Source organism: Streptomyces atratus, from assembly GCF_014648655.1.
Classification (GTDB): domain Bacteria; phylum Actinomycetota; class Actinomycetes; order Streptomycetales; family Streptomycetaceae; genus Streptomyces; species Streptomyces atratus.
In genome coordinates, this window is the sequence record NZ_BMRN01000002.1 from 468,379 (window position 1) to 489,013 (window position 20,635).

22 protein-coding genes are annotated in these 20,635 nt (G+C 69.0%); 10 read left to right on the plus strand and 12 right to left on the minus strand.

Going from position 1 to position 20,635, the window contains the following annotated elements; all coding sequences use genetic code 11:
* Nucleotides 1-18: 18 nt before the first annotated feature.
* From IEZ15_RS05055 to IEZ15_RS05070, 4 genes are all read right to left on the minus strand, one after another.
* The gene (locus tag IEZ15_RS05055) at nucleotides 19-453 is read right to left on the minus strand and encodes a Fur family transcriptional regulator (RefSeq protein WP_189274522.1); all 435 of its coding nucleotides are present in this window, start codon (nucleotides 451-453) and stop codon (nucleotides 19-21) included.
* Between the two features lie 65 nt (nucleotides 454-518).
* Nucleotides 519-1,412, minus strand: coding sequence for a metal ABC transporter permease (locus IEZ15_RS05060; RefSeq protein WP_189274524.1), 894 nt, complete (start codon nucleotides 1,410-1,412; stop codon nucleotides 519-521).
* Between the two features lie 2 nt (nucleotides 1,413-1,414).
* The gene (locus IEZ15_RS05065) at nucleotides 1,415-2,197 is read right to left on the minus strand and encodes a metal ABC transporter ATP-binding protein (protein ID WP_189274526.1); all 783 of its coding nucleotides are present in this window, start codon (nucleotides 2,195-2,197) and stop codon (nucleotides 1,415-1,417) included.
* Nucleotides 2,198-2,235: 38 nt separating this feature from the next.
* Nucleotides 2,236-3,186 carry a metal ABC transporter substrate-binding protein gene (locus IEZ15_RS05070; protein ID WP_189274528.1) on the minus strand — a complete coding sequence of 317 codons (951 nt, stop codon included), beginning with the start codon at nucleotides 3,184-3,186 and terminating at the stop codon, nucleotides 2,236-2,238.
* Between the two features lie 208 nt (nucleotides 3,187-3,394).
* Between IEZ15_RS05070 and IEZ15_RS05075 the strand changes: the two genes are divergently transcribed.
* Together IEZ15_RS05075 and IEZ15_RS05080 are read left to right on the plus strand one after the other, a co-directional pair.
* Nucleotides 3,395-4,777, plus strand: coding sequence for a glycine--tRNA ligase (locus IEZ15_RS05075; protein WP_114244414.1), 1,383 nt, complete (start codon nucleotides 3,395-3,397; stop codon nucleotides 4,775-4,777).
* 109 nt (nucleotides 4,778-4,886) lie between these two features.
* Nucleotides 4,887-5,090 (plus strand): hypothetical protein, encoded by a 204-nt coding sequence (locus IEZ15_RS05080; protein WP_114244413.1) that lies wholly within the window; start codon nucleotides 4,887-4,889, stop codon nucleotides 5,088-5,090.
* Nucleotides 5,091-5,129: 39 nt separating this feature from the next.
* On the opposite strand, the gene IEZ15_RS05085 is transcribed toward IEZ15_RS05080, so the two are convergent.
* Nucleotides 5,130-5,360 (minus strand): hypothetical protein, encoded by a 231-nt coding sequence (locus IEZ15_RS05085; RefSeq protein WP_308427383.1) that lies wholly within the window; start codon nucleotides 5,358-5,360, stop codon nucleotides 5,130-5,132.
* 211 nt (nucleotides 5,361-5,571) lie between these two features.
* On the opposite strand from IEZ15_RS05085, the gene IEZ15_RS05090 reads away from it, so the two are divergent.
* On the plus strand, nucleotides 5,572-5,841 hold the full coding sequence (locus IEZ15_RS05090; RefSeq protein WP_189274530.1) for a DUF6243 family protein: 270 nt from the start codon (nucleotides 5,572-5,574) through the stop codon (nucleotides 5,839-5,841).
* A gap of 91 nt (nucleotides 5,842-5,932) precedes the next feature.
* Here IEZ15_RS05090 and IEZ15_RS05095 read toward each other — a convergent pair whose 3' ends face one another.
* Entirely contained in the window at nucleotides 5,933-6,127 is a 195-nt protein-coding gene (locus IEZ15_RS05095) for a hypothetical protein (RefSeq protein WP_373302494.1), read from the minus strand.
* Between the two features lie 104 nt (nucleotides 6,128-6,231).
* The gene (locus IEZ15_RS05100; protein WP_189274532.1) at nucleotides 6,232-7,716 is read right to left on the minus strand and encodes an MFS transporter; all 1,485 of its coding nucleotides are present in this window, start codon (nucleotides 7,714-7,716) and stop codon (nucleotides 6,232-6,234) included.
* Between the two features lie 70 nt (nucleotides 7,717-7,786).
* On the opposite strand from IEZ15_RS05100, the gene dusB reads away from it, so the two are divergent.
* The 4 genes from dusB (at nucleotide 7,787) to IEZ15_RS05120 (ending at nucleotide 14,318) form a co-directional block, all read left to right on the plus strand.
* Entirely contained in the window at nucleotides 7,787-8,935 is a 1,149-nt protein-coding gene (gene dusB / locus IEZ15_RS05105) for a tRNA dihydrouridine synthase DusB (protein ID WP_114244409.1), read from the plus strand.
* A gap of 646 nt (nucleotides 8,936-9,581) precedes the next feature.
* Nucleotides 9,582-12,329 carry a pyruvate, phosphate dikinase gene (gene ppdK, locus IEZ15_RS05110; RefSeq protein WP_189274534.1) on the plus strand — a complete coding sequence of 916 codons (2,748 nt, stop codon included), beginning with the start codon at nucleotides 9,582-9,584 and terminating at the stop codon, nucleotides 12,327-12,329.
* A gap of 502 nt (nucleotides 12,330-12,831) precedes the next feature.
* Nucleotides 12,832-13,806: an ArsR/SmtB family transcription factor gene (locus IEZ15_RS05115; RefSeq protein ID WP_189274536.1), complete on the plus strand. Its 975-nt coding sequence runs from the start codon at nucleotides 12,832-12,834 to the stop codon at nucleotides 13,804-13,806.
* 98 nt (nucleotides 13,807-13,904) lie between these two features.
* On the plus strand, nucleotides 13,905-14,318 hold the full coding sequence (locus tag IEZ15_RS05120) for a VOC family protein (protein ID WP_189274538.1): 414 nt from the start codon (nucleotides 13,905-13,907) through the stop codon (nucleotides 14,316-14,318).
* A 33-nt stretch (nucleotides 14,319-14,351) separates the two neighbouring features.
* Here the strand turns inward: IEZ15_RS05120 and IEZ15_RS05125 are convergent, their stop codons facing one another.
* Entirely contained in the window at nucleotides 14,352-15,281 is a 930-nt protein-coding gene (locus tag IEZ15_RS05125) for an oxidoreductase (protein ID WP_189274541.1), read from the minus strand.
* A 180-nt stretch (nucleotides 15,282-15,461) separates the two neighbouring features.
* On the opposite strand from IEZ15_RS05125, the gene IEZ15_RS05130 reads away from it, so the two are divergent.
* Nucleotides 15,462-16,250, plus strand: a complete 789-nt coding sequence (locus IEZ15_RS05130) for a sulfite exporter TauE/SafE family protein (protein WP_189274543.1) — start codon at nucleotides 15,462-15,464, stop codon at nucleotides 16,248-16,250.
* A gap of 21 nt (nucleotides 16,251-16,271) precedes the next feature.
* Here the strand turns inward: IEZ15_RS05130 and IEZ15_RS05135 are convergent, their stop codons facing one another.
* The 4 genes from IEZ15_RS05135 to IEZ15_RS05150 form a co-directional block, all read right to left on the minus strand.
* A complete protein-coding gene (locus tag IEZ15_RS05135; RefSeq protein ID WP_114244403.1) occupies nucleotides 16,272-16,895 on the minus strand; it encodes a class F sortase in 624 nt (207 codons plus the stop codon).
* 111 nt (nucleotides 16,896-17,006) lie between these two features.
* Nucleotides 17,007-17,723 carry a GVDTG sorting domain-containing protein gene (locus tag IEZ15_RS05140; RefSeq protein WP_189274724.1) on the minus strand — a complete coding sequence of 239 codons (717 nt, stop codon included), beginning with the start codon at nucleotides 17,721-17,723 and terminating at the stop codon, nucleotides 17,007-17,009.
* Between the two features lie 385 nt (nucleotides 17,724-18,108).
* The gene (locus IEZ15_RS05145) at nucleotides 18,109-18,570 is read right to left on the minus strand and encodes a DUF5990 family protein (RefSeq protein ID WP_189274545.1); all 462 of its coding nucleotides are present in this window, start codon (nucleotides 18,568-18,570) and stop codon (nucleotides 18,109-18,111) included.
* A 94-nt stretch (nucleotides 18,571-18,664) separates the two neighbouring features.
* The gene (locus IEZ15_RS05150) at nucleotides 18,665-19,465 is read right to left on the minus strand and encodes an aminotransferase class IV family protein (protein ID WP_189274547.1); all 801 of its coding nucleotides are present in this window, start codon (nucleotides 19,463-19,465) and stop codon (nucleotides 18,665-18,667) included.
* Nucleotides 19,466-19,553: 88 nt separating this feature from the next.
* Here IEZ15_RS05150 and IEZ15_RS05155 point away from each other — a divergent pair, with 88 nt between their 5' ends.
* Nucleotides 19,554-20,180: an NADPH-dependent FMN reductase gene (locus tag IEZ15_RS05155; protein WP_189274549.1), complete on the plus strand. Its 627-nt coding sequence runs from the start codon at nucleotides 19,554-19,556 to the stop codon at nucleotides 20,178-20,180.
* Nucleotides 20,181-20,224: 44 nt separating this feature from the next.
* A complete protein-coding gene (gene cutA, locus IEZ15_RS05160) occupies nucleotides 20,225-20,608 on the plus strand; it encodes a divalent-cation tolerance protein CutA (RefSeq protein WP_189274551.1) in 384 nt (127 codons plus the stop codon).
* The last annotated feature ends 27 nt before the right edge of the window (nucleotides 20,609-20,635 follow it).

A 20,635-nucleotide genomic window follows, 5' to 3' on the forward strand; every position in this document is an offset into this window, starting at 1 on the left:
GGCGCCGCCCCCGGACCGTCATTCCTTCGCGCTCGCGCACTCCGCGCACGTCCCGAAGATCTCCACCGTGTGGGCCACGTTCACATACCCGTGCTGCGTGGCGATCATCTCCGCCCACTGCTCCACCGCGGGCCCCTCGACCTCCACGGCCTTGCCGCACATCCGGCACACCAGATGGTGGTGGTGGTCGCCGGTCGAGCAGCGCCGGTACACGGACTCGCCGTCCGTGGTGCGCAGCACATCGACCTCGCCCGCATCGGCAAGGGACTGAAGCGTGCGGTAGACGGTGGTCAGCCCGACCGAGTCACCGCGGTGCTTGAGTACGTCGTGCAGATCCTGGGCGCTGCGGAACTCGTCCACTTCGTCGAGCGCCGCCGCCACAGCCGCCCGCTGCCGGGTCGACCGGCCGCGTACCGGGGCCGCGTTCGTTCCACTGATCGGCGCCGTCGCCACAGCAGCCTCCTCGTGTCGCCCGTACCTGTGTCGGGCCATTGTGCCAGCCCGTCCGGGCTTCACGGTCAAACCCGGAGCTCGTCCGTGGCCGGGCGGGAGGCCGATACCTCAAGAGTGCACTCCTCGGACGCCGCTTCGCTCCGGCGGGCGCGCCTTCTGGCCAGCGGGGTCGCGAGCAGCGTCAGGACGACGAAGACCACGATGGCCAGCAGCACGATCGTCGCGCCGGGCGGGACGTCCTGGTAGTACGAGGTCACGGTGCCGGCCAGGGTCACCGCCGTACCGATGACGACGGACAGTACGAACGTCACCTTGAAGGACCTGGAGATCTGCTGCGCGGCCGCGACCGGCACCACCATCAGCGCGCTGACCAGCAGCAGCCCGACGACCCGCATCGCCACGGTGACCGTCACCGCCGCCGTCACGGCGACCAGCAGATTCAGTGCGCGCACCGGCAGCCCGGTGACCCGGGCGAACTCCTCGTCCTGGCTGACCGCGAACAACTGCCGTCGCAGCCCCAGCGTCACCAGCAGCACGAAGGCGGCCAGCAGACAGATCGCGGTGATGTCCTCGGTGGAGACCGTGGAGAGGGAACCGAAGAGATATGAGGTGAGGTTGGCGTTGGAGCCGGTGTCGGAGAGGTTGATCAGCAGGACACCGCCCGCCATACCGCCGTAGAACAGCATGGCCAGCGCGATGTCGCCGCGGGTGCGTCCGTACCAGCGGATCAGCTCCATGACGACGGCGCCGACGACGGCGACCGCCGTGGCCATCCACACCGGGCTGGTGGAGAGCAGGAAGCCGAGGCCGACACCGGTCATCGCGATATGGCCGATGCCGTCGCCCATCAGGGCCTGGCGGCGCTGGACGAGATAGATGCCGACGGCGGGGGCGATGACGCCGACCAGTACGGCGGCGAGCAGTGCCCGCTGCATGAACGGAGGGTCGAGGAATTCCATGATCAGCTCAGCAGTCCCGTCCGGACGGGCTCGGAGGCCGCGTGGGGGTGTACATGGTCGTGTCCGGGCAGGGCGTGCTGGCCCAGCGCCTTCGGGGGCGGCCCGTCGTGCATCACACAGCCGTCGCGCAGCACGATCGCGCGGTCGATCAGTGGCTCCAGCGGGCCGAGCTCATGCAGCACGAGCAGCACCGTGGTGCCGGCCGCGACCTGTTCGCGGAGCGTCGCGGCGAGGATCTCCTGGCTGGCCAGGTCGACGCCGGCCATCGGCTCGTCCATGATCAGCAGCTCCGGTTCGGCGGCCAGCGCCCGGGCGATCAGCACCCGCTGGTGCTGCCCGCCGGAGAGCGCGTTCACGGAGTCCTTGGCCCGGTCGGCGAGGCCCACGAGGTCGATGGCCCGGTCGACGGCGGCCCGGTCGGCCTTGCGGAGCAGTCCCAGCTTCGTACGGGACAGGCGCCCGGAGGAGACGACCTCACGGATCGTGGCGGGCACTCCGCCGGCCGCCGTGGTGCGCTGGGGTACGTAGCCGATCCGCGCCCAGCTGCGGAAGCGGCGCAGCGGGGTGCCGAACAGCTCGATGGAGCCGCCGGTGAGCGGGACCTGGCCGATGACGGAGCGTACGGCGGTCGACTTGCCCGAGCCGTTGGCGCCGAGCAGGGCGGCGACCTCGCCGCGGCGGACGGTCAGGTCGATGCCGCGCAGCACGGGGCGTGCGCCGAGCGTGGCCGTGGCGCCGCGCAGGGCTATCACGGGTTCGGTCGTGGTGCTCCCGGGCTCGGGCATGAGCGCCTCCGATGCTGCTGTGGCGGGTGTTACGAGGGTCACTTCGCGCCGAGCGCCTTCTGGAGGGCGGCGAGGTTGGACTGCATGACCTCGAAGTAGTTGTCGCCCTTGGACTTGTCGGTGATTCCCTCGAGCGGGTCGAGGACGTCGGTCCTCAGGCCGGTGTCCGCCGCGACGGTCTTCGCGGTCTTGTCGCTGGCGAGGGTCTCGAAGAAGACGGTGGTGGCCTTGCTCTTCTCCGCGATGGTGTGGATCTCCTGGATCCGGGCGGGGCTGGGCTCGGCCTCGGGGTCGATGCCGGCGATGCCCTCCTGGACCAGGCCATAGCGCTCGGCGAGGTAGCCGAAGGCGGAGTGGGTGGTGACGAACGTCTTGGTGGCGGTGTTCCGCAGGCCCGTCTCGTACGCCGTGTTCAGCGTGTCGAGCCTCTTGACCAGGGCGTCCGTGTTCTTGCGGTAGTCCGCGGCGTGGCCGGGGTCGGTCTTCTCCAGGGACGCGCCGACGCCCTTGGCGACCTCGGCGTACTTCACCGGGTCCAGCCAGATGTGCGGGTCGGCCCCGGCGCCCTCGCCCTCGTGCTCGTGCTCGTGGCCGTGTTCGTCGCCGCCGGTCTCGGTGCCGTGGTCCTCCAGCGTGGTCAGCTTCGCCGCGTCGACGCTGTGGGTCGACTCGGACAGCTTGATCGCGTCGTCGACGGCGGGCTGGATGCCCTTGAGGTAAAGGATGTAGTCGGCGTCGCCGAGTCCGCCGATCTGCCGCGGGGTGAGCTCCAGATCGTGCGGCTCGACGCCCGGCTTGGTCAGCGTGGTGACGGAGACGTGGTTTCCGCCGATCTGCTCGGCCAGGAACTGCATCGGATAGAACGAGGCCACCACGTTCAGCTTGTCGCCGTTCTTGTGGTCGGCGGCATCCGAGGCGGAGCAGGCGGTGAGGCCGAGGACGACTGCTCCGGCGACGGCGGTCGTGGGTATGAGGCGGCTTACGTTCATGACAGTCATTTTCAACAAAACTGGAAACGATTGTCAACAAGGCTGATGGGATGACCCCTCGGCCGACTGCGCCGATACCGATTTGATCCAAGGGGCGTGCCCGCCGGTAATCTGAAGCATTCGCCCGCCCGTCTCCCGACCACCACCCCCCACCGAGGCGCTTCGCGCCACCCTTGTCCAATTTCGTCGTCGTAATGAAGAGAGCACCGTGGCCGCCGACAAGATCGACTCCATCGTCAGCCTGAGCAAGCGCCGTGGCTTCGTCTATCCCTGCAGTGAGATCTACGGTGGTCAGCGCGCCGCCTGGGACTACGGGCCGCTGGGCGTCGAGCTGAAGGAGAACCTCAAGCGCCAGTGGTGGCGCTACATGGTCACCTCGCGCGAGGACGTGGTCGGACTCGACTCGTCGGTCATCCTGGCCCCCGAGGTCTGGGTCGCCTCCGGCCATGTCGCCACGTTCACCGACCCGCTGACCGAGTGCACCTCCTGTCACAAGCGCTTCCGCGCCGACCACCTGGAGGAGGCGTACGAGGAGAAGCACGGCCACGCGCCCGCGAACGGCCTGAGCGAGCTCAACTGCCCCAACTGCGGCAACAAGGGCACCTTCACCGAGCCCAAGCAGTTCTCGGGTCTGCTCTCCACCCACCTCGGCCCGACCCAGGACTCCGGCTCGGTCGCCTACCTGCGTCCCGAGACCGCCCAGGGCATCTTCACCAACTTCGGCCAGGTGCAGCAGACTTCGCGCAAGAAGCCGCCGTTCGGTATCGCCCAGATGGGCAAGTCCTTCCGGAACGAGATCACTCCGGGCAACTTCATCTTCCGCACCCGCGAGTTCGAGCAGATGGAGATGGAGTTCTTCGTCAAGCCGGGCGAGGACGAGAAGTGGCAGGAGTACTGGATGGAGCAGCGCTGGAACTGGTACACCGGCCTGGGCCTGCGCGAGGAGAACATGCGGTGGTTCGAGCACCCGCAGGAGAAGCTCTCGCACTACTCCAAGCGCACCGCTGACATCGAGTACCGCTTCCGCTTCGGCGGCAGCGAGTGGGGCGAGCTGGAGGGCGTCGCCAACCGCACGGACTACGACCTCAAGGCGCACTCCAAGGCCTCGGGCACGGACCTGTCCTTCTTCGACCAGGAGGCCGGCGAGCGCTGGACTCCGTACGTCATCGAGCCGGCAGCCGGTGTCGGCCGCGCGATGCTCGCCTTCCTCCTCGACGCCTACATCGAGGACGAGGCGCCCAACGCCAAGGGCGTCATGGAGAAGCGCACCGTGATGCGCCTCGACCCGCGCCTCGCGCCGGTCAAGGTCGCCGTCCTGCCGCTGTCCCGCAACCCGCAGCTGTCGCCGAAGGCCAAGGGCCTCGCGACCGACCTGCGGAAGAACTGGAACATCGAGTTCGACGACGCGGGTGCCATCGGCCGGCGCTACCGTCGTCAGGACGAGATCGGTACGCCGTTCTGCGTCACCGTCGACTTCGACACCCTCGATGACAACGCGGTGACCGTGCGCGAGCGCGACACCATGAAGCAGGAGCGCGTCTCCCTGGACCAGATCCAGGCCTACCTCGGCGCCCGACTGCTGGGCTGCTGACGCACCACGGTTTCACGGCGAAGCCCCCGGTTCCTCGTACGGAACCGGGGGCTTCGTTGCACACTGTCCACGCTGAGCAGTTGCGTCAATGCGTCAACAGGAGGCTCGGATGCCGTCCATGACCACGAGCAAGGTCAGCAGATGGGATCAGCACGGCCGTGAACATGTCGTCCACGTACGGAAGTCGGGGATGCAGCGGCAGCTGAGCTGCGACACCTGCGGCTGGGGCAAGGGCGTCCAGTTCCTGCCCTGGCTCAAGGCCGAGGAACATCTCGCCGAGGCCCACCGGGCGACGGTCGACCCGACCGCCTGAGCGGGCCTCCCACGCCCACTCCCGTCATGCGTGGGGCCGTTACGCGCGCAGGCCGCGCAGCAGCAGGTCCGACACGGTGGTGAACTCGGCCGTGATGGCGGGGCTCTGCCACTCCGCCGCATACGCCGGGTCGTGGAAACGTGCCGTCGCGTCGAAGACCGACTGCGCGGCGACCGCCGGATCGTCCACGGCGAACTGCCCGCAGCGCACGCCCTCCTCGACGATCTCCCGCAGCCGGCAGCGGCCGGTCACGGCCTCGCGCAGGGCCACCTTCGTGATCCGTCAGTCCATGGTCGCGACGCTTCACCCGGCCGCGCCGAAAACCGGGTGCGGTGGCCGACACGGCCGAGGTACGGTTCCGGCATGTCTTCGTTCTTCCAGATCTACGAGTGAGAGCGCGGCGGGTCCGACCACCCGCCGCCCACCGGATCGATTCCAGGTCGCTTCAGACCTCACTTCTCACTACGAATGGGAGAACGCCGTGGCCAAGAGCCGCAACAACCTCCTCGGCGTGGGCGGACAGCGCAAGAAGCTGTCCCGCGCCGAGCAGCAGGGCGCGGGCCCTGCGCGCAATGCCGACCGCAAGACGGCTGCCGACCAGAAGCAGGAGCTGCTGCGCAAGATGCGTGAGCGCGCGCAGTCGGGACCGGCCTCCGCACAGGCGGCCGAGTCAGCCGCGCAGGCCGGGCCGCCGTCGGACGACTCCGCGCAGCCGAGTACGTCCGAGCAGGACACCTCGGCACAGAGCTGACGCTCCCTCGTCACCCGTACGACCGTGGGCCCGGATCACCTGGAGTGATCCGGGCCCACGCCCTTGTCCGTGTCCCGTTGCCGCCCTGCGCTCACGCCACCTCGCGCGGCAGCCGCAGACTCAGCAGCACCGTCAGCACCACCGCGGCCGACTGCGCCAGCAGCGTCACGGGCAGCGCGTCCCGTATTCCCGAGCCCGGGACCAGGGAGAGGAACAGCGTGCCGAGCGTGGCCACACCCGGCGCGCGGCAGTGGGTCCCGGACCCACTGCCGCGCGCCGGGCGCATCCCAGCAGCTCGCACCCCCGCCGCCCACACCGGCACGCACGGCCGGTATGCCGCGCAGAGCACGATGCGGAACAGGACGAGACCGGGCGGCGGCTGCGGCGCCTTCAGGCCCTGGAGCTCGCCGACGCCTGATCCTCGGCGGGGACACCCGTCGGCACCTCCAGCCGCTGCGCGGTACGGCGCGCCGTCTCCAGCGCCCAGCGCCCACTGGTCAGCGCCCCCACCAGCAGGACGCACAGCCCGCACCCGGCGAGGATCCACCAGGCGGGCTTGCTCGCGTCCACGAAGGCGGCCGCGTACTCGGCGCCGCGCGGCGAACCGGTACCGGCCACGCCCGCCGCCAGCACCGCACCGATCACGGCGACCCCGAGCGTTCCGCCGATCTGCCGGCTGGTCGAGGCGACCGCCGCCGCCACACCGGCCTGTGAGCGCGGCATCCCGGAGACGGCCGTGTTGGTGATCGGCGCGTTCACCATGCCGAAGCCGAGACCGAACAGCACATAGCCGGTGAACAGCAGGACGTCGTCCGTCTCCGCGTCGAACGCGGCGAACAACAGCCCGCACGCCGTCATGGCCACGCCCGCCACCAGCAGCGACAGCCGCGGCCCCCGGCTGCCGACGAGCCGGCCCGACAGCGGTGCGCAGACAAAGGTCAGGGCCGCCATCGGCAGCATGTACAGACCGGCGTGCAAAGCGCTCAGACCGCGCACGTTCTGCAGATACAGCGTGTTGAGGAAGAGGAACCCGCTCAGTGCGGCGAAGGCGCAGACCGCGATGGCGGTGGCACCGCTGAACGGGGCGCTGCGGAAGAACCTCAGATCGATGAGGGGCTCGGCGCGCCTGGGCTCGTACAGCAGCAGCCCGACGAGCGAGCACACGGCGAGCACCGCGAACACCAGGATCCGTGGCGAGGTCCAGCCCGCCGAGGGCGCCTCGATGATCGCGTACGTCAGCGAACCGAGCAGTCCGACGACCAGCAGCTGCCCCACGGGATCGGGGCGGCGCGGCTTCGGGGCGCGGGACTCCGGGACGTACCGCCAGGTGAGCAGCAGCGCGACGAGACCGACCGGCAGATTGATCCAGAAGATGGACCGCCAGCCGACCGAGTCCACCAACAGGCCGCCGACCACCGGGCCCGCCGCCATGGAGATGCCGACGACACCGCCCCACACTCCGATGGCGCGGGCCCGCTCGCGCGGGTCGGTGAAGGTGTTGGTGATGATCGACATCGCGACAGGGTTGAGCATCGAGCCGCCCACCGCCTGCACCATCCGGAACGCCACCAGCGACTCCAGGTTCGGCGCCAGGGAGCAGAGCACCGAGCCGAGGGTGAAGAGGACGAGCCCGATCTTGAAGATCTTCCGGCGCCCTATCCGGTCGGCGGTGGAGCCCGCGAGCATCAGCAGCGAGGCGAGAACGAGGGTGTAGGCGTCGATCGTCCACTGCATGCCCGCGACGGTGGCGTGCAGTTCCTTCTGCATGGAGGGCAGGGCGACATTGAGGACGGTGTTGTCGAGACTGACGATCAGCAGGCTCATGCAGCAGATCGCCAGCACCAGCTGCCGTCGACGGGGGCTCAGCTCGGGCATACATGGATAGTACGGTTAACTAACGAACTCTGCTGGCGGGCCGCTCCGCGCCGTACGCGACAATGGAGCAATGACCACGCTCGCCCCTTCGCTCCCGCTGCTCCGGATCGGCCCCCACACGGTGCAGCCGCCGGTGGTGCTCGCCCCCATGGCCGGCATCACCAACGCCCCGTTCCGCACCCTGTGCCGGGAGTTCTCCGGCGGCAAGGGGCTGTTCGTCAGCGAGATGATCACCACGCGGGCGCTGGTCGAGCGCAATGAGAAGACCATGCAGCTCATCCACTTCGACGCGAGCGAGACCCCGCGCTCGATCCAGCTGTACGGAGTGGACCCGGTCACCGTCGGCAAGGCCGTCCGCATGATCGTCGACGAGAACCTCGCCGACCACATCGACCTGAACTTCGGCTGCCCGGTCCCCAAGGTGACCCGCAAGGGCGGCGGCTCGGCGCTCCCGTACAAGCGGCCGCTGCTGCGCGCGATCCTCAACCAGGCGGTCTCCAACGCGGGCGATCTGCCGGTCACCATCAAGATGCGCAAGGGCATCGACGACGACCACACCACTTACCTCGACGCGGGCCGGATCGCGGTCGAGGAGGGCGTCACGGCCGTCGCCCTGCACGGCAGGACGGCCGCCCAGCACTACGGCGGCACCGCGGACTGGGAAGCCATCGCCCGCCTCAAGGAGCACGTCCCGGAGATCCCCGTCCTCGGCAACGGGGACATCTGGTGCGCGGACGACGCCCGCCGGATGATGCGCGAGACCGGCTGCGACGGCGTGGTCGTGGGCCGGGGCTGCCTGGGCCGCCCCTGGCTCTTCGGTGACCTGGTGAGCGCGTTCGAGGGTACGCGGACGAGGCGGGCGCCGGCGCTCCGGGAGGTCGCCACCGTCATGCTGAGGCACGCGACGCTGCTGGGGGAGTGGATCGGTGACGAGACCCGTGGCGTGATCGACTTCCGTAAGCACGTGGCCTGGTACCTCAAGGGCTTCTCGGTCGGCTCCGAGATGCGCAAGAAGCTGGCGGTCACCTCGTCGCTGGAGGAGCTGGGCGGTCAGCTGCAGGAGCTGGACCTGGACCAGCCGTGGCCGGACGGCGCGGACGGGCCGCGCGGGCGCACCTCGGGCAACAACCGGGTGGTCCTGCCGGACGGCTGGCTGAAGGACCCGTACGACTGCGCGGGCGTGAGCGCCGACGCGGAGCTGGACACCTCGGGCGGCTGATTACGCTCCCCGGGACCTGACAGGGGTCCGACGGGGGCTCTCCACAGCTTCCCCGGCCCTCCTGGGCCCTTCAAGAGGCACGCGGCATCACAGGCACCGCGTGCCTCTTCCTTTACCTCGCTCATCTGAGCGCTGTGTCGAGCCGGATTTGGCGATATCCGGCCAAGGGTGAGCCTAAATGAGCCCGCACGGGGGCATCGCGCGTCGAATCTGCTCACAGTCGGCTGCATCTTGATGATCAAAGGGTGACCATCGGCCGTCTCTCGCTCGTCCGGATGGTGACATCTGAGCGCCGATCGTAGAGTGATTCTCGCCACCCTGAGAACCGTTGCGCTCAAATGAGCGCAAATTTGGGAGCTGCATTTCTCAAATGGTGGCACTGGGTGCCAAGGGGCTTCACTTTGATCGATCGACGCTTCCGCTGCGCTGCGTGGCCGACTTGGGGTCATCTGGTTGCACTGAGTGCTTATTCATTCAAGAAGTGAAGGCATCCTTCGATCGAGGGACAGGCCATGTCACTTTCGATCTGCTGGCGGACGGGTGGTTGAGGCCTCATGACGCGCAAGTGGACGTACCCAGACACCTTCGATCTGGGTATGTTCCTCGCCGTCAGGGCAGCCACAGCGTCCTCGAGGAGTCGAGACCCGTGTCGGAAAACAAAGATCCCCACGTATCCACCCCGGAATCCCGGGAGCCCCAGGGCGAGAAGTTCGTCTATGACTTCACCGAGGGCAACAAGGATCTGAAGGACCTGCTCGGCGGGAAGGGTGCCAACCTCGCCGAGATGACCAATCTCGGGCTCCCCGTCCCTCCGGGCTTCACCATCACCACCGAGGCGTGCAAGGTCTACCTCGACAGTGGTGAGGAGCCGACGAAGCTGCGCGACGAGGTCAGCGCGCATCTCGACGCCCTTGAGGCGCAGATGGGCAAGAAGCTCGGCCAGGCGGACGACCCGCTCCTGGTCTCGGTCCGCTCCGGCGCGAAGTTCTCGATGCCCGGCATGATGGACACCGTCCTCAACATCGGCCTCTCCGACGAGTCCGTGGTCGGTCTCACCGCCCAGGCCGGCGACGAGCGGTTCGCGTGGGACTCCTACCGCCGCCTCATCCAGATGTTCGGCAAGACCGTCCTCGGTGTCGACGGCGACCTCTTCGAGGAGGCGCTGGAGGCGGCGAAGGAGGCCAAGGGCGTCACGGTCGACGTGGACCTCGACGCGGCCGACCTGAAGAAGCTGGTCAAGCAGTTCAAGAAGATCGTCTCGCGGGACGCCGGACGTGACTTCCCGCAGGACCCGCGCGAGCAGATGGACCTGGCCATAAAGGCCGTCTTCGACTCGTGGAACACCGACCGGGCCAAGCTCTACCGCCGCCAGGAGCGCATCCCCGGCGACCTCGGCACAGCCGTCAACATCTGCTCGATGGTCTTCGGCAACCTCGGTCCCGACTCCGGTACGGGTGTCGCGTTCACCCGCGACCCGGCCAGCGGCCACCAGGGCGTCTACGGCGACTACCTGCAGAACGCGCAGGGCGAGGACGTGGTCGCCGGTATCCGCAACACAGTGCCGCTCGCCGAGCTGGAGTCGATCGACAAGAAGTCGTACGACCAGCTGATGCAGATCATGGAAACCCTCGAAACGCACTACAAGGACCTGTGCGACATCGAGTTCACCATCGAGCGCGGCCAGCTGTGGATGCTCCAGACCCGCGTCGGCAAGCGCACCGCCGGTGCCGCGTTCCGGATCGCCACGCAGCTGGTCGACCAGGGGCTCATCGACGAGGCCGAGGCGCTCCAGCGGGTCACCGGGGCGCAGCTGGCGCAGCTGATGTTCCCGCGCTTCGACGAGGATGCCAAGACGCGGCTGCTCGGCCGTGGCATCGCCGCGTCGCCGGGTGCCGCGGTCGGCAAGGCGGTCTTCGACTCGTACACCGCCGTCAAGTGGTCCCGCTCCGGCGAGAAGGTCATCCTCATCCGCCGGGAGACCAACCCCGACGACCTCGACGGCATGATCGCGGCCGAGGGCATCCTGACCTCCCGCGGCGGCAAGACCTCGCACGCCGCCGTCGTCGCCCGAGGCATGGGCAAGACGTGTGTCTGCGGCGCCGAGGAGATCGAGGTCGACACCAAGCGGCGTCGGCTGACCGTCGGCGGGACCGTCGTCGAGGAGGGCGACACCGTCTCGGTGGACGGCTCCACCGGCAAGGTGTACCTCGGAGAGGTCCCCGTCGTCCCGTCCCCGGTCGTCGAGTACTTCGAGGGCCGGATGCACGCGGGCGCCGACGACGCCGACGAACTGGTCGCCGCCGTGCACCGGATCATGGCGTACGCGGACCGGGTGCGCCGGCTGCGGGTACGGGCCAACGCCGACAACGCCGAGGACGCGCTGCGCGCCCGCCGCTTCGGCGCCCAGGGCATCGGCCTGTGCCGTACCGAGCACATGTTCCTCGGCGAGCGCCGCGAGATGGTCGAGAAGCTGATCCTCGCGGACACCGACGCCGAGCGCGAGACCGCGCTGGACGAGCTGCTTCCGCTCCAGAAGTCCGACTTCATCGAGCTGTTCGAGGCGATGGACGGACTGCCCGTCACCGTACGGCTGCTCGACCCGCCGCTGCACGAGTTCCTGCCCGACATCACCGAGCTCTCGGTACGGGTCGCGCTCGCCGAGTCCCGCAAGGACGCCAACGAGAACGACCTGCGTCTGCTCCAGGCCGTGCACAAGCTGCACGAGCAGAACCCGATGCTCGGTCTGCGCGGGGTCCGTCTCGGTCTCGTCATCCCCGGCCTGTTCGCCATGCAGGTACGGGCGATCGCCGAGGCCGCGGCGATGCGCAAGAACGCCAAGGGTGACCCGCGCGCCGAGATCATGATTCCGCTCGTCGGCACGGTCCAGGAGCTGGAGATCGTCCGCGAGGAGGCCGACCAGGTCATCGCCGAGGTCGAGGCCGCCACCGGCACGCAGCTGAAGCTCACCATCGGCACGATGATCGAGCTGCCCCGCGCCGCGCTGACCGCCGGTCAGATCGCCGAGGCCGCAGAGTTCTTCTCCTTCGGTACGAACGACCTGACCCAGACGGTGTGGGGCTTCTCCCGTGACGACGTGGAGGCCTCGTTCTTCACCGCGTACCTGGAGAAGGGCATCTTCGGGGTGTCGCCGTTCGAGACGATCGACAAGGACGGTGTCGGCTCGCTGGTCCGCAGTGCCGTCGCAGCCGGCCGGGCCACCCGCCCGGATCTGAAGCTCGGCGTCTGCGGCGAGCACGGCGGCGACCCGGAGTCGGTGCACTTCTTCCACGAGGCGGGCCTGGACTACGTGTCCTGCTCCCCGTTCCGTATCCCCGTCGCCCGCCTGGAAGCGGGCCGTGCGGCGGCGGACTCGAAGGGCAGCGACAGCCGCTGATCCGACACCACACCCCCTGACTCCGGAGTTGCCGTCGGCTCACCCGTACCCTCACCGACTCGACGGCGACTCCGGAACTTCCAGAGGCGGCGGCACCCTGTGCGGGGATGCCGCCGCTTCGTTTTGTTCTGGGGAAAATGGTTGTTCGACGTTGTGCCTTTTCTTCGTTCAATACGCAAAGTTCGTTCAATGCGCAAAGACATGGGCCGGGAACGGACCGGGGTGCGGCCCACGGATCCCCATCCATGGACCGCACCCGGCTTACCCCCGTCGGGTACGGAGCCGCACCGTCGCCGACCGCCGCCGAACGAGCAAAACCCCCCACGGCCTTCACTCGCTCTTCCGGTGGCTCCGGATTCGTACCCGACGTCGTACAGCTTTTCGGGAGACGGCATGTGGAGGCGAGACGTTTCACCTCTGGCCGAAACCCCGTGGTGACGTGCTGTTACGGATCGCATACCCTTGGGTGGGGGTAATTGCAGGTGCAACAGGTGGGGGTTCGGTGCTGCGTATCCATATGTCCGGAGTGGACCTTTCCAGGGTGCGGATGGCCACTCGGCCGGATGCGCTGTGGGAAACCATTCTGAGTTTCCATCGGCTGAGGGACCGGCGCGGTTCCACGGTGTTCGGGAAATGGCGTACGGAAACCCGGCCCCGGTTGAATGGTGAAGTACGCCTGCTCGCCACCGTGATTCCACCGCGCGGCTATTTCCCGGACTTTCTGACGCCTTCTCGGGAAAGCGGCGAACCGTACGGCATCGACGCCGGAATTGAAGCGCTGCGCGAGACCCCGCCCCGGCGGATCCGCGCCGAACTCGCCCTGCTGGCTACCGAGCGCCGCGAGGCGGGCCGCGCCCCGGACGGGCACGCCGAGTTGCTCGACCGGCTCATCGGCGCCCTGCGCGGATACCACCGCGCCGCGATCGAACCGTGCTGGCCGCACATCCAGGCCAGCGTCGAGGCCGACCGTGCCGTCCGCGGTCGCGCCCTCCTGGACGGCGGGGCGCACGAGCTGCTCGCCTCACTCCCGCCCATGATCCGCTGGCGGGCCCCCGTGCTGGAGGCGGACTACCCCGTCGACCGCGAACTCCATCTGGACGGGCGGGGGTTATTGCTCCAGCCGTCCTACTTCTGCCGCGTCACCCCGGTCGTCTACCGCGACCCGCAGCTCCCGCCGGTCCTCGTCTACCCGGTCACCCACTCCCGCGCCCCGGTCTTCGCCGAACCGGGGCCTTGGCTCGGCCGGCTCCTCGGCAATACCCGCTCGACGGTTCTGAGGGCCATCGGCAACGGCTGCACGACCAGCGAACTCGCCCGCCGGGCAGGAGTCTCCCTCGCCTCGGCGAGCCAGCACGCCTGTGTGCTGCGCGAGGCCGGCCTGATCCACACCCTGCGGCACGGCGGCTCGGTCCTGCACACGCTGACCCCGCTGGGCGGATCGCTGCTCCGGGGCGGCGCGCCGCTCGCCATGTCCTGACGCCGGAGGGCCAAGGTTTTCTTCGCGGGACCGATGAGTTCTGCGCAGCCCAGCCGTCTACCTGTCGAAACGTTCGAACAACAGAGAGCGAAACGGCCATGCCTCAGATGATCTTCGTGAACCTGCCGGTCAAGGACCTCGAGACGACCAAGAGCTTCTTCGGCAAGCTCGGCTTCTCGTTCAACCCGCAGTTCAGCGACGAGAACACCGCATGCCTCGTCATCAGCGACACCATCTTCGCCATGCTCCTCACGGAGCCCCGCTTCAAGGAGTTCACCAAGAAGGAGATCGCCGACGCCTCGAAGTCCACCGAGGTCATCCTCGCCCTGAGCGCCGAGAGCCGCGAGAAGGTGGACGAGCTGGTCGACACCGCCCTCGCCTCCGGGGGATCGCCCGCCAACGAGCCGATCGACCACGGCTTCATGTACGGCCGTTCCTTCCAGGACCCGAACCACCACATCTGGGAGGTCATGTGGATGGACCCCTCCGCCGTCGAGGGCCGGCAGGGCTGAGCCCGTGGACGAGGGGGGGCGGGGGAGCGGTCCTCAGGGTGTCAGGCCCGGATACGCCACCCCCGTGAGCTGCTCGGACGCCACCCAGAGCCGTTCGCTCGCCACATCGTTCAGCGTCCAGCCCGCCCGCCAGGACGGAGCGGGCGCGCCGCGCCAGCCCAGCAGCCTCGGCCCGGTGAACGAGTCGGGGCGCACGCCGGGCGCGGTGGCCGCGTACAGGATGGGCAGCGCACCGGACGACGCGGGCTGGGCGATGATCCGGTTACCGAGCTCGACCACCCGTTCCGCCGCCTTGCGGTTCTCCATCCGGACGCCCGCCGTCTGCAGATTGGTCGCCGCGTAACCGGGGTGCGCTGCGGCGGCCACCACCTCGCAACCGGCTGCCGACAGCCGCCGCGCCAGCTCGTGGATGAAGAGCAGATTGGCGGTCTTCGAGCGGCCGTAGGCGATCCATCGGCGGTAGTTCCGCTCGCTGTTGAGATCCCCGATGTCGATGTTGGACAGGGCGTGCATGCCGCTGGAGACGCTCACCACGCGCGCCCCGGGGGTGTCGAGGAGCTTGGGGAGCAGCAGTCCGGTGAGCGCGAAGTGCCCGAGGTGGTTGACGCCGAACTGCCTCTCGAAGCCGTCGGCCGTCTTCCCGTAAGGAAGGGCCATCACGCCCGCGTTGTTGATCAGCAGATCGATCCGGTCGGGCGTGTGGGTCGCGGCGAACTTGCGTACGGAATCCAGATCGGCCAGATCGAGCGGTACGAACTCCACGTCCGCGCCGGTCACGGCCGTCCGGATGCGGGACTCGGCCTCCTTGCCGCGCGTCTCGTCGCGGCAGGCGAGCAGCACTCGCGCGCCGTGCCGGGCCAGCTCCCGCGCCGTGATCAGTCCGATGCCGCTGTTGGCTCCGGTGACCACGGCCGTACGGCCGTTCTGATCGGGGATGTCGCTCGCGTTCCAGCCCTGGCTCATGGACCAAAGCGTACGGCCACGGCGCACCGGCCGGACGGGCCGGTCCGGTCCGGATTCCGCCGGGCTCGCGAGGGCCCGGGCGGGCTCGGAGGCCCGGGAACCTCAGAGTTGGCTCAACTTTCCCGCGATCCGGCCGAGGCAGTTGGACGGGGCACGTATCGCCTCCTTATGGTCGCGACCATGCCCGACATAGCACTCACCACTCTGGTTGTCCTCTGCCTCGCCGCAGCCGCGGCCGGCTGGATCGACGCGGTGGTCGGCGGCGGCGGACTGCTGTTGCTGCCGGCCCTGCTGCTCGGACTGCCGCACGTCCCTGCCGCGCACGTCCTCGGCACGAACAAGGCGGTCGCGATCGTCGGTACGTCGGGCGCCGCCGTGACGTACGTACGCAAGGCACCGGTGAAGGTCGGGACGGCCCTGCGGATCGGGCTCGCGGCGCTGGCCGGATCGATGGCCGGTGCGTTCTTCGCCGCCGGGATCAGCAGCGAGGTGCTGCGCCCGGTCATCATGGTGGTGCTGCTGGCGGTCGCGGCGTTCGTGATGCTGCGGCCCTCGTTCGGCAGGGCGACGGACGACGGCACGCGGCGCAAGGTCACCCGGGCCCGCACCGTCACCGCGATCGTGCTGGTCGGCGGCGGCATCGGCTTCTACGACGGGCTGTTCGGTCCCGGCACCGGAACGTTCCTGGTGCTGGCGCTGACCGCGGTGCTCCACCTCGATCTGGTGACGGCGTCCGCCACCGCCAAGATCGTCAACGTCTGCACCAACGGCGGGGCGCTGGCGATGTTCGCCTACCAGGGCAGCGTGCTGTGGCAACTGGCCGCACTGATGGCCGTGTTCAACCTGGCGGGTGGGCTGATCGGGGCGCGGATGGCGCTCAGGAAGGGCAGCGATTTCGTCCGCGGGGTACTGCTGGTCGTGGTGTTCTCGCTGGTCGCCAAGTTGGCGTTCGATCAGTGGGCGGCATGAACGACGGGCGTCGGGGCAGGTTCACCGCACCTCGGTGAGGTGTGCGTACGCCACCACATTGCCCTGGTAACCCGTCGTCTTCGAGAATCCGCCACCACAGGTGATCAGCCGCAGCGAGGCGTAGGGCGAGGCGCCGTACACCCGCTTGTCGGGGAAGTTCTTGCTCTCGTAGACCTCGATCGCGTCGAGCGAGAAGACGGCGGTACGCCCGTCCTGGCGGACCACCTCGACCGTGCTGCCCTTCTGCAGGGTGCCCAGGTTGTAGAAGACCGACGGCCCCTGTGCGTTGTCGACATGACCGGCGACGATCGCGCTGCCCCTGGAGCCGGGCGGAGTGCCGTCCCGGTACCAGCCGACGACGTTCCGGTTCCCGGCCGGAGGCACATCGAGACTGCCGTCGGCCCCGAGTCCCAGTCGCATCATCGGTGCGTCCACCCGGATGCTCGGGATCCGGATGCGTACGGGCGCCGAGGGCTTCAGCGGTTCGGCGACCGGAGACCCCGGCTGCAGCCCCGGGCCGCCCGCGAACGCCTGGGCGGCGGTCGGCTGGGGCGGGATCAGCTCGGCACCGGCGCCGTGATGGATCAGCCAGGTACCGGCCAGCGCTGCGACAACCAGCAGCCAGCTCTTGGCCTTCTGGGACACGGGCGTCCTCCGGATGACGAAAGTGGGGACGGTACGGGGACGATCCCGTCCCGGTGGCGCGCGGCCACCGGGACGGAAACCAGGCGGTACGGAGACGTGAATCCGTCTCCGTCAGCCGGCTCCTTGCGTGCCGCTCGCCCGGCGACGCAGGAGCCAGGCTCCGCCGACGGCGGTCGCGGCGAGTACGCCGGCGCCCGCCGCGATCTGGGTGGTGTCGGGCCGGACGCTGCCGCCGACGCCTGTTTTGACGTGCCCGCTGGGGGCGTTCGGCACGGACGAGTCGTCGCGCCCGGACGAGGAGTTGTCGCGTTCGGACGAGTTGTCGCCTCCGGACTGGTTGTCGCGTCCGGACTGGTTGTCACGCCCGGACGAGGAGTTGTCGCGTCCGGACTGGTTGTCACGCCCGGACGAGGAGTTGTCGCGCCCCGACTGGTCGTCGCGCCCGGACGACCAGCTGTCGCGCCCCGACTGGTTGTCGCGCCCGGACGACGAGCTGTCGTGCTTTGCCGAGCCCTCGTCCCCGGAGGGGATGGGAAGCCTTGAGAGAGCGTCGAGCCCGCCGACGGAGTCGAGCAACGAGGGGACATTGAGGCCGGAAGGGTTGTTGAGGCGGAAGGGGGTGTTGTTTCCGGACCCGGAGGGGTCGTCCGCCCCGCCATCGTCGGTCTGCGCCTCCGGGGCGCCATTGGCCCGCGATGCGGCAGCCGAGCCGGCCCGCAGCGCGCCGGCATCACCTGCGTACGCGGACGGCCCGGCGGTGAAGAGGACGAGCGCGGCTATGGTGACCGCGGAAGCGGCGATACCGGTCACTGGGCGAGCAGGACGCATGGGGTGTTCCTCCGGCAACTGCGCGAGTGGGTGAGTCCTGATCTCGAGCTAACGGGCGGTCCGCCACCCATGCCTGCTGACATGAAGTCAGCTTTCACCCGGATGGCGCGGCGCGGCATCCTTGCCAATCCGCATGTGTGCAGGTCACAGCGTTGATCGAAGCGAAGGTGGCCGGTCCGGTACCGCCCGGTGCCGATTGGGTGATGCCACCCGGGAGGAGAGTGGCGTACATCACATGCATGACCTTGTGGGTGTCGGGCACACGTCTGACACCCCCCACGGGACGGTGAACCAGGCCGCCCCAGGCCGCCGCCCTGACCCGGCCCATTCCCCCCGGGCCCGGTCAGGGCGGTTTTGTGCCGCGGCATCCCGCGGTGCGGCGTTCTCAGGCCGGAGCGGCGGCGGACCATTCGACGGTCGGCGGCCGCACCCGGGCGCAGAGCGGCTGCCCCTTGGTGTCGGAGAGAGACAGCCGCGCGGTGAGATGCCCGGAGCGCACGGCGGCTTCGAGCACGGCCGGATCGATGTCGCCCAGCATCAGCTTGGCCCGCCGGAACATGGTGAAGAGGCCGTTCTCGTCGACCGTGCCCCAGGACAGGTAGACGAAGCGCCCGCCCAGCCGGTTCTGCACGTAAGGCCCCTTGATCTCGACACCGTCCTCGGCCGGGGCGACGGTGCAGTCCAAGGTCCACGAGGCCGACGGGGCGTCGCCCGGGTGCAGGTCGAGCAGTTCACCGGGCCTGTCCTTGCGCTGCACGCCCACGTGGATGTTGTGGGCGCCGGGGAAGTCGCTGTCGGGCCCACAGGCGAGGCCGGGGAGATGCGAGCCTTCGATATGGATCTGCATGTCCCCATGCTCCCCTCCCTCCGTGCACCTTCGGACCGCCGTCCGCGGCAGGGCGTGGAGTTCGCCGTGCAGGCAGGTGTGACGCCGGGACGCGTCAGATGGTGTCCCACGGCGCACCGTCGTAGGCCTGTCCGATCCGTTTCATCAGCTCCTCGTCCACCGTGAATTCGGTGTCGTCGATGCGCCGGACCGGCGCGATGCCCTGCGAGTTGGTGATGAACGCCGACCGGAACGCGGCCAGCCCGTCCAGCGTCACCGGGCGCCGTACCGACTCCAGCCCCGCGCCGGGCAGCTCCTGCTCCAGCAGCGCCATGGTGATGCCGAGCAGGGAGGGGGCTTGTGGCCAGACGACCGAAGTGCCGTCCCAGAAACCGATGTTGGTGATCGAACCCTCGGTCACCGCGCCGTCCGGCGTGGTCAGCAGGGCCTCGTCGAAACCGGCGCGTGCCGCGAGCCTTGCGTAGTACGTCTGCCCGAACTCGCCGGGACGTTTGATGTGCGGCACGGTCCGGGCGTACGGAACGGACATCAGGTCGTGCGGTTCGGGGGACTTCCGTGCCGGCTCGCGCACCGTGACCATCACGGTCGTCCCCGTGCCGACCGGCGACGGAAAGCCGTACACCCGGGTCGAGGCGTCCCGTACCCCGGCACTGTCCAGCGCGTGTCGGATCAGCTCGCGGACCCGCTCCCCGTCGAGACCGTGCTCGAACAGCTCCTGATTGGCGGAGTCCAGCCGGGCCAGATGCAGGGCGAGGCCGCGCACCTTTCCGTCCCTGACCTGCATGGCCGTGAAATGGCCGTAGTTGAGGAAGGTCGGAATCCGCAGATCCGCCTCGGTGGCCGGGTGCCCGTCGAACTCGGCGTAGGGGAAGGGTGCGGGAGGGGGAGTCGTCATGCGATCCACCGTATGCCGCGGCGCGCGACGACGGCCCCCGACGGACAGGACTTGACCTCAACCATGGTTGACATATGAGCCTCTCCGTATGGACCTCACCGCGACATCCTCATCCATCGCATCCACGACCGCCGCCACCGCACCTCTGAAGGTCGCGGTCATCCTCGCCAGCAATCGCGAAGGGCGGTTCGCCCCCGTCGTCTCCGACTGGTTCCTCTCGCGCACCACCGGTCATCCCGGCATCGAGACCGATCTGATCGACATCGCGGAACTCGACCTCCCGATCGCCCTCTCCTATCGGCCCGACGCCGATGCGCAGGCCCAACTGGCGGCCGTGTCGACCAGATTGGCGGAGGCCGATGCCTTCGTCGTCATCACCCCCGAGTACAACCACTCGTACCCGGCCCCGCTGAAGAACCTCATCGACCGGCATCACGCCGAGTGGCAGGCCAAACCCGTCGCCTTCGTCTCGTACGGCGGAGTTTCCGGAGGTCTGCGCGCCGTCGAGCATCTGAGGCAGGTCTTCGCGGAGCTGCACAGCGTCGGCATCCGGGAAACGGTGTCGTTCCACAACGCGGGCGCCCTGTTCGACGACGAGGGCAGGCACAAGGACCCGGCGGGCTGCGACGCGGCGGCCAAGACGCTGCTCGACCAGCTGGTCTGGTGGGGGCGCACGCTGCGCGACGCCAAGGCCGTTCATCCCTACGGCGTCTGACCACCAGGCACTGCGCCGCGCCGCGACGCCCCCGACCACCGATGATGGGAGCAGGGACACTCCGTAACCGACCCCCGAGGAGCCCGAAGGTGACGACGCCGACAGTGCTGACCGTACTGACCACGACGGACAGCGAGGAGAAGGCCCATTCCCTGGCGCAGAGCGCGGTGGAGGCGCGGCTCGCCGCCTGCGTACAGATCTGCGCGCCCGTCACCTCGGTCTACCGCTGGCAGAACGCCATCGAGACCACCGAGGAGTGGCAGCTGCTGTTCAAGACGACGGCCGAGCGGTACGACGAACTGGAGGCCCATCTCCTGGCGGCGCACGACTACGAAACTCCGGAGATCGTCGCGATCCCGGTGGTACGGGGCAGCGCCCGTTACCTCGACTGGGTCTTTGCCGAGACCGCCCCGGTCATCTCTCTGTAGAGCCGGCACCCGCCCGGGGGTGCCGGC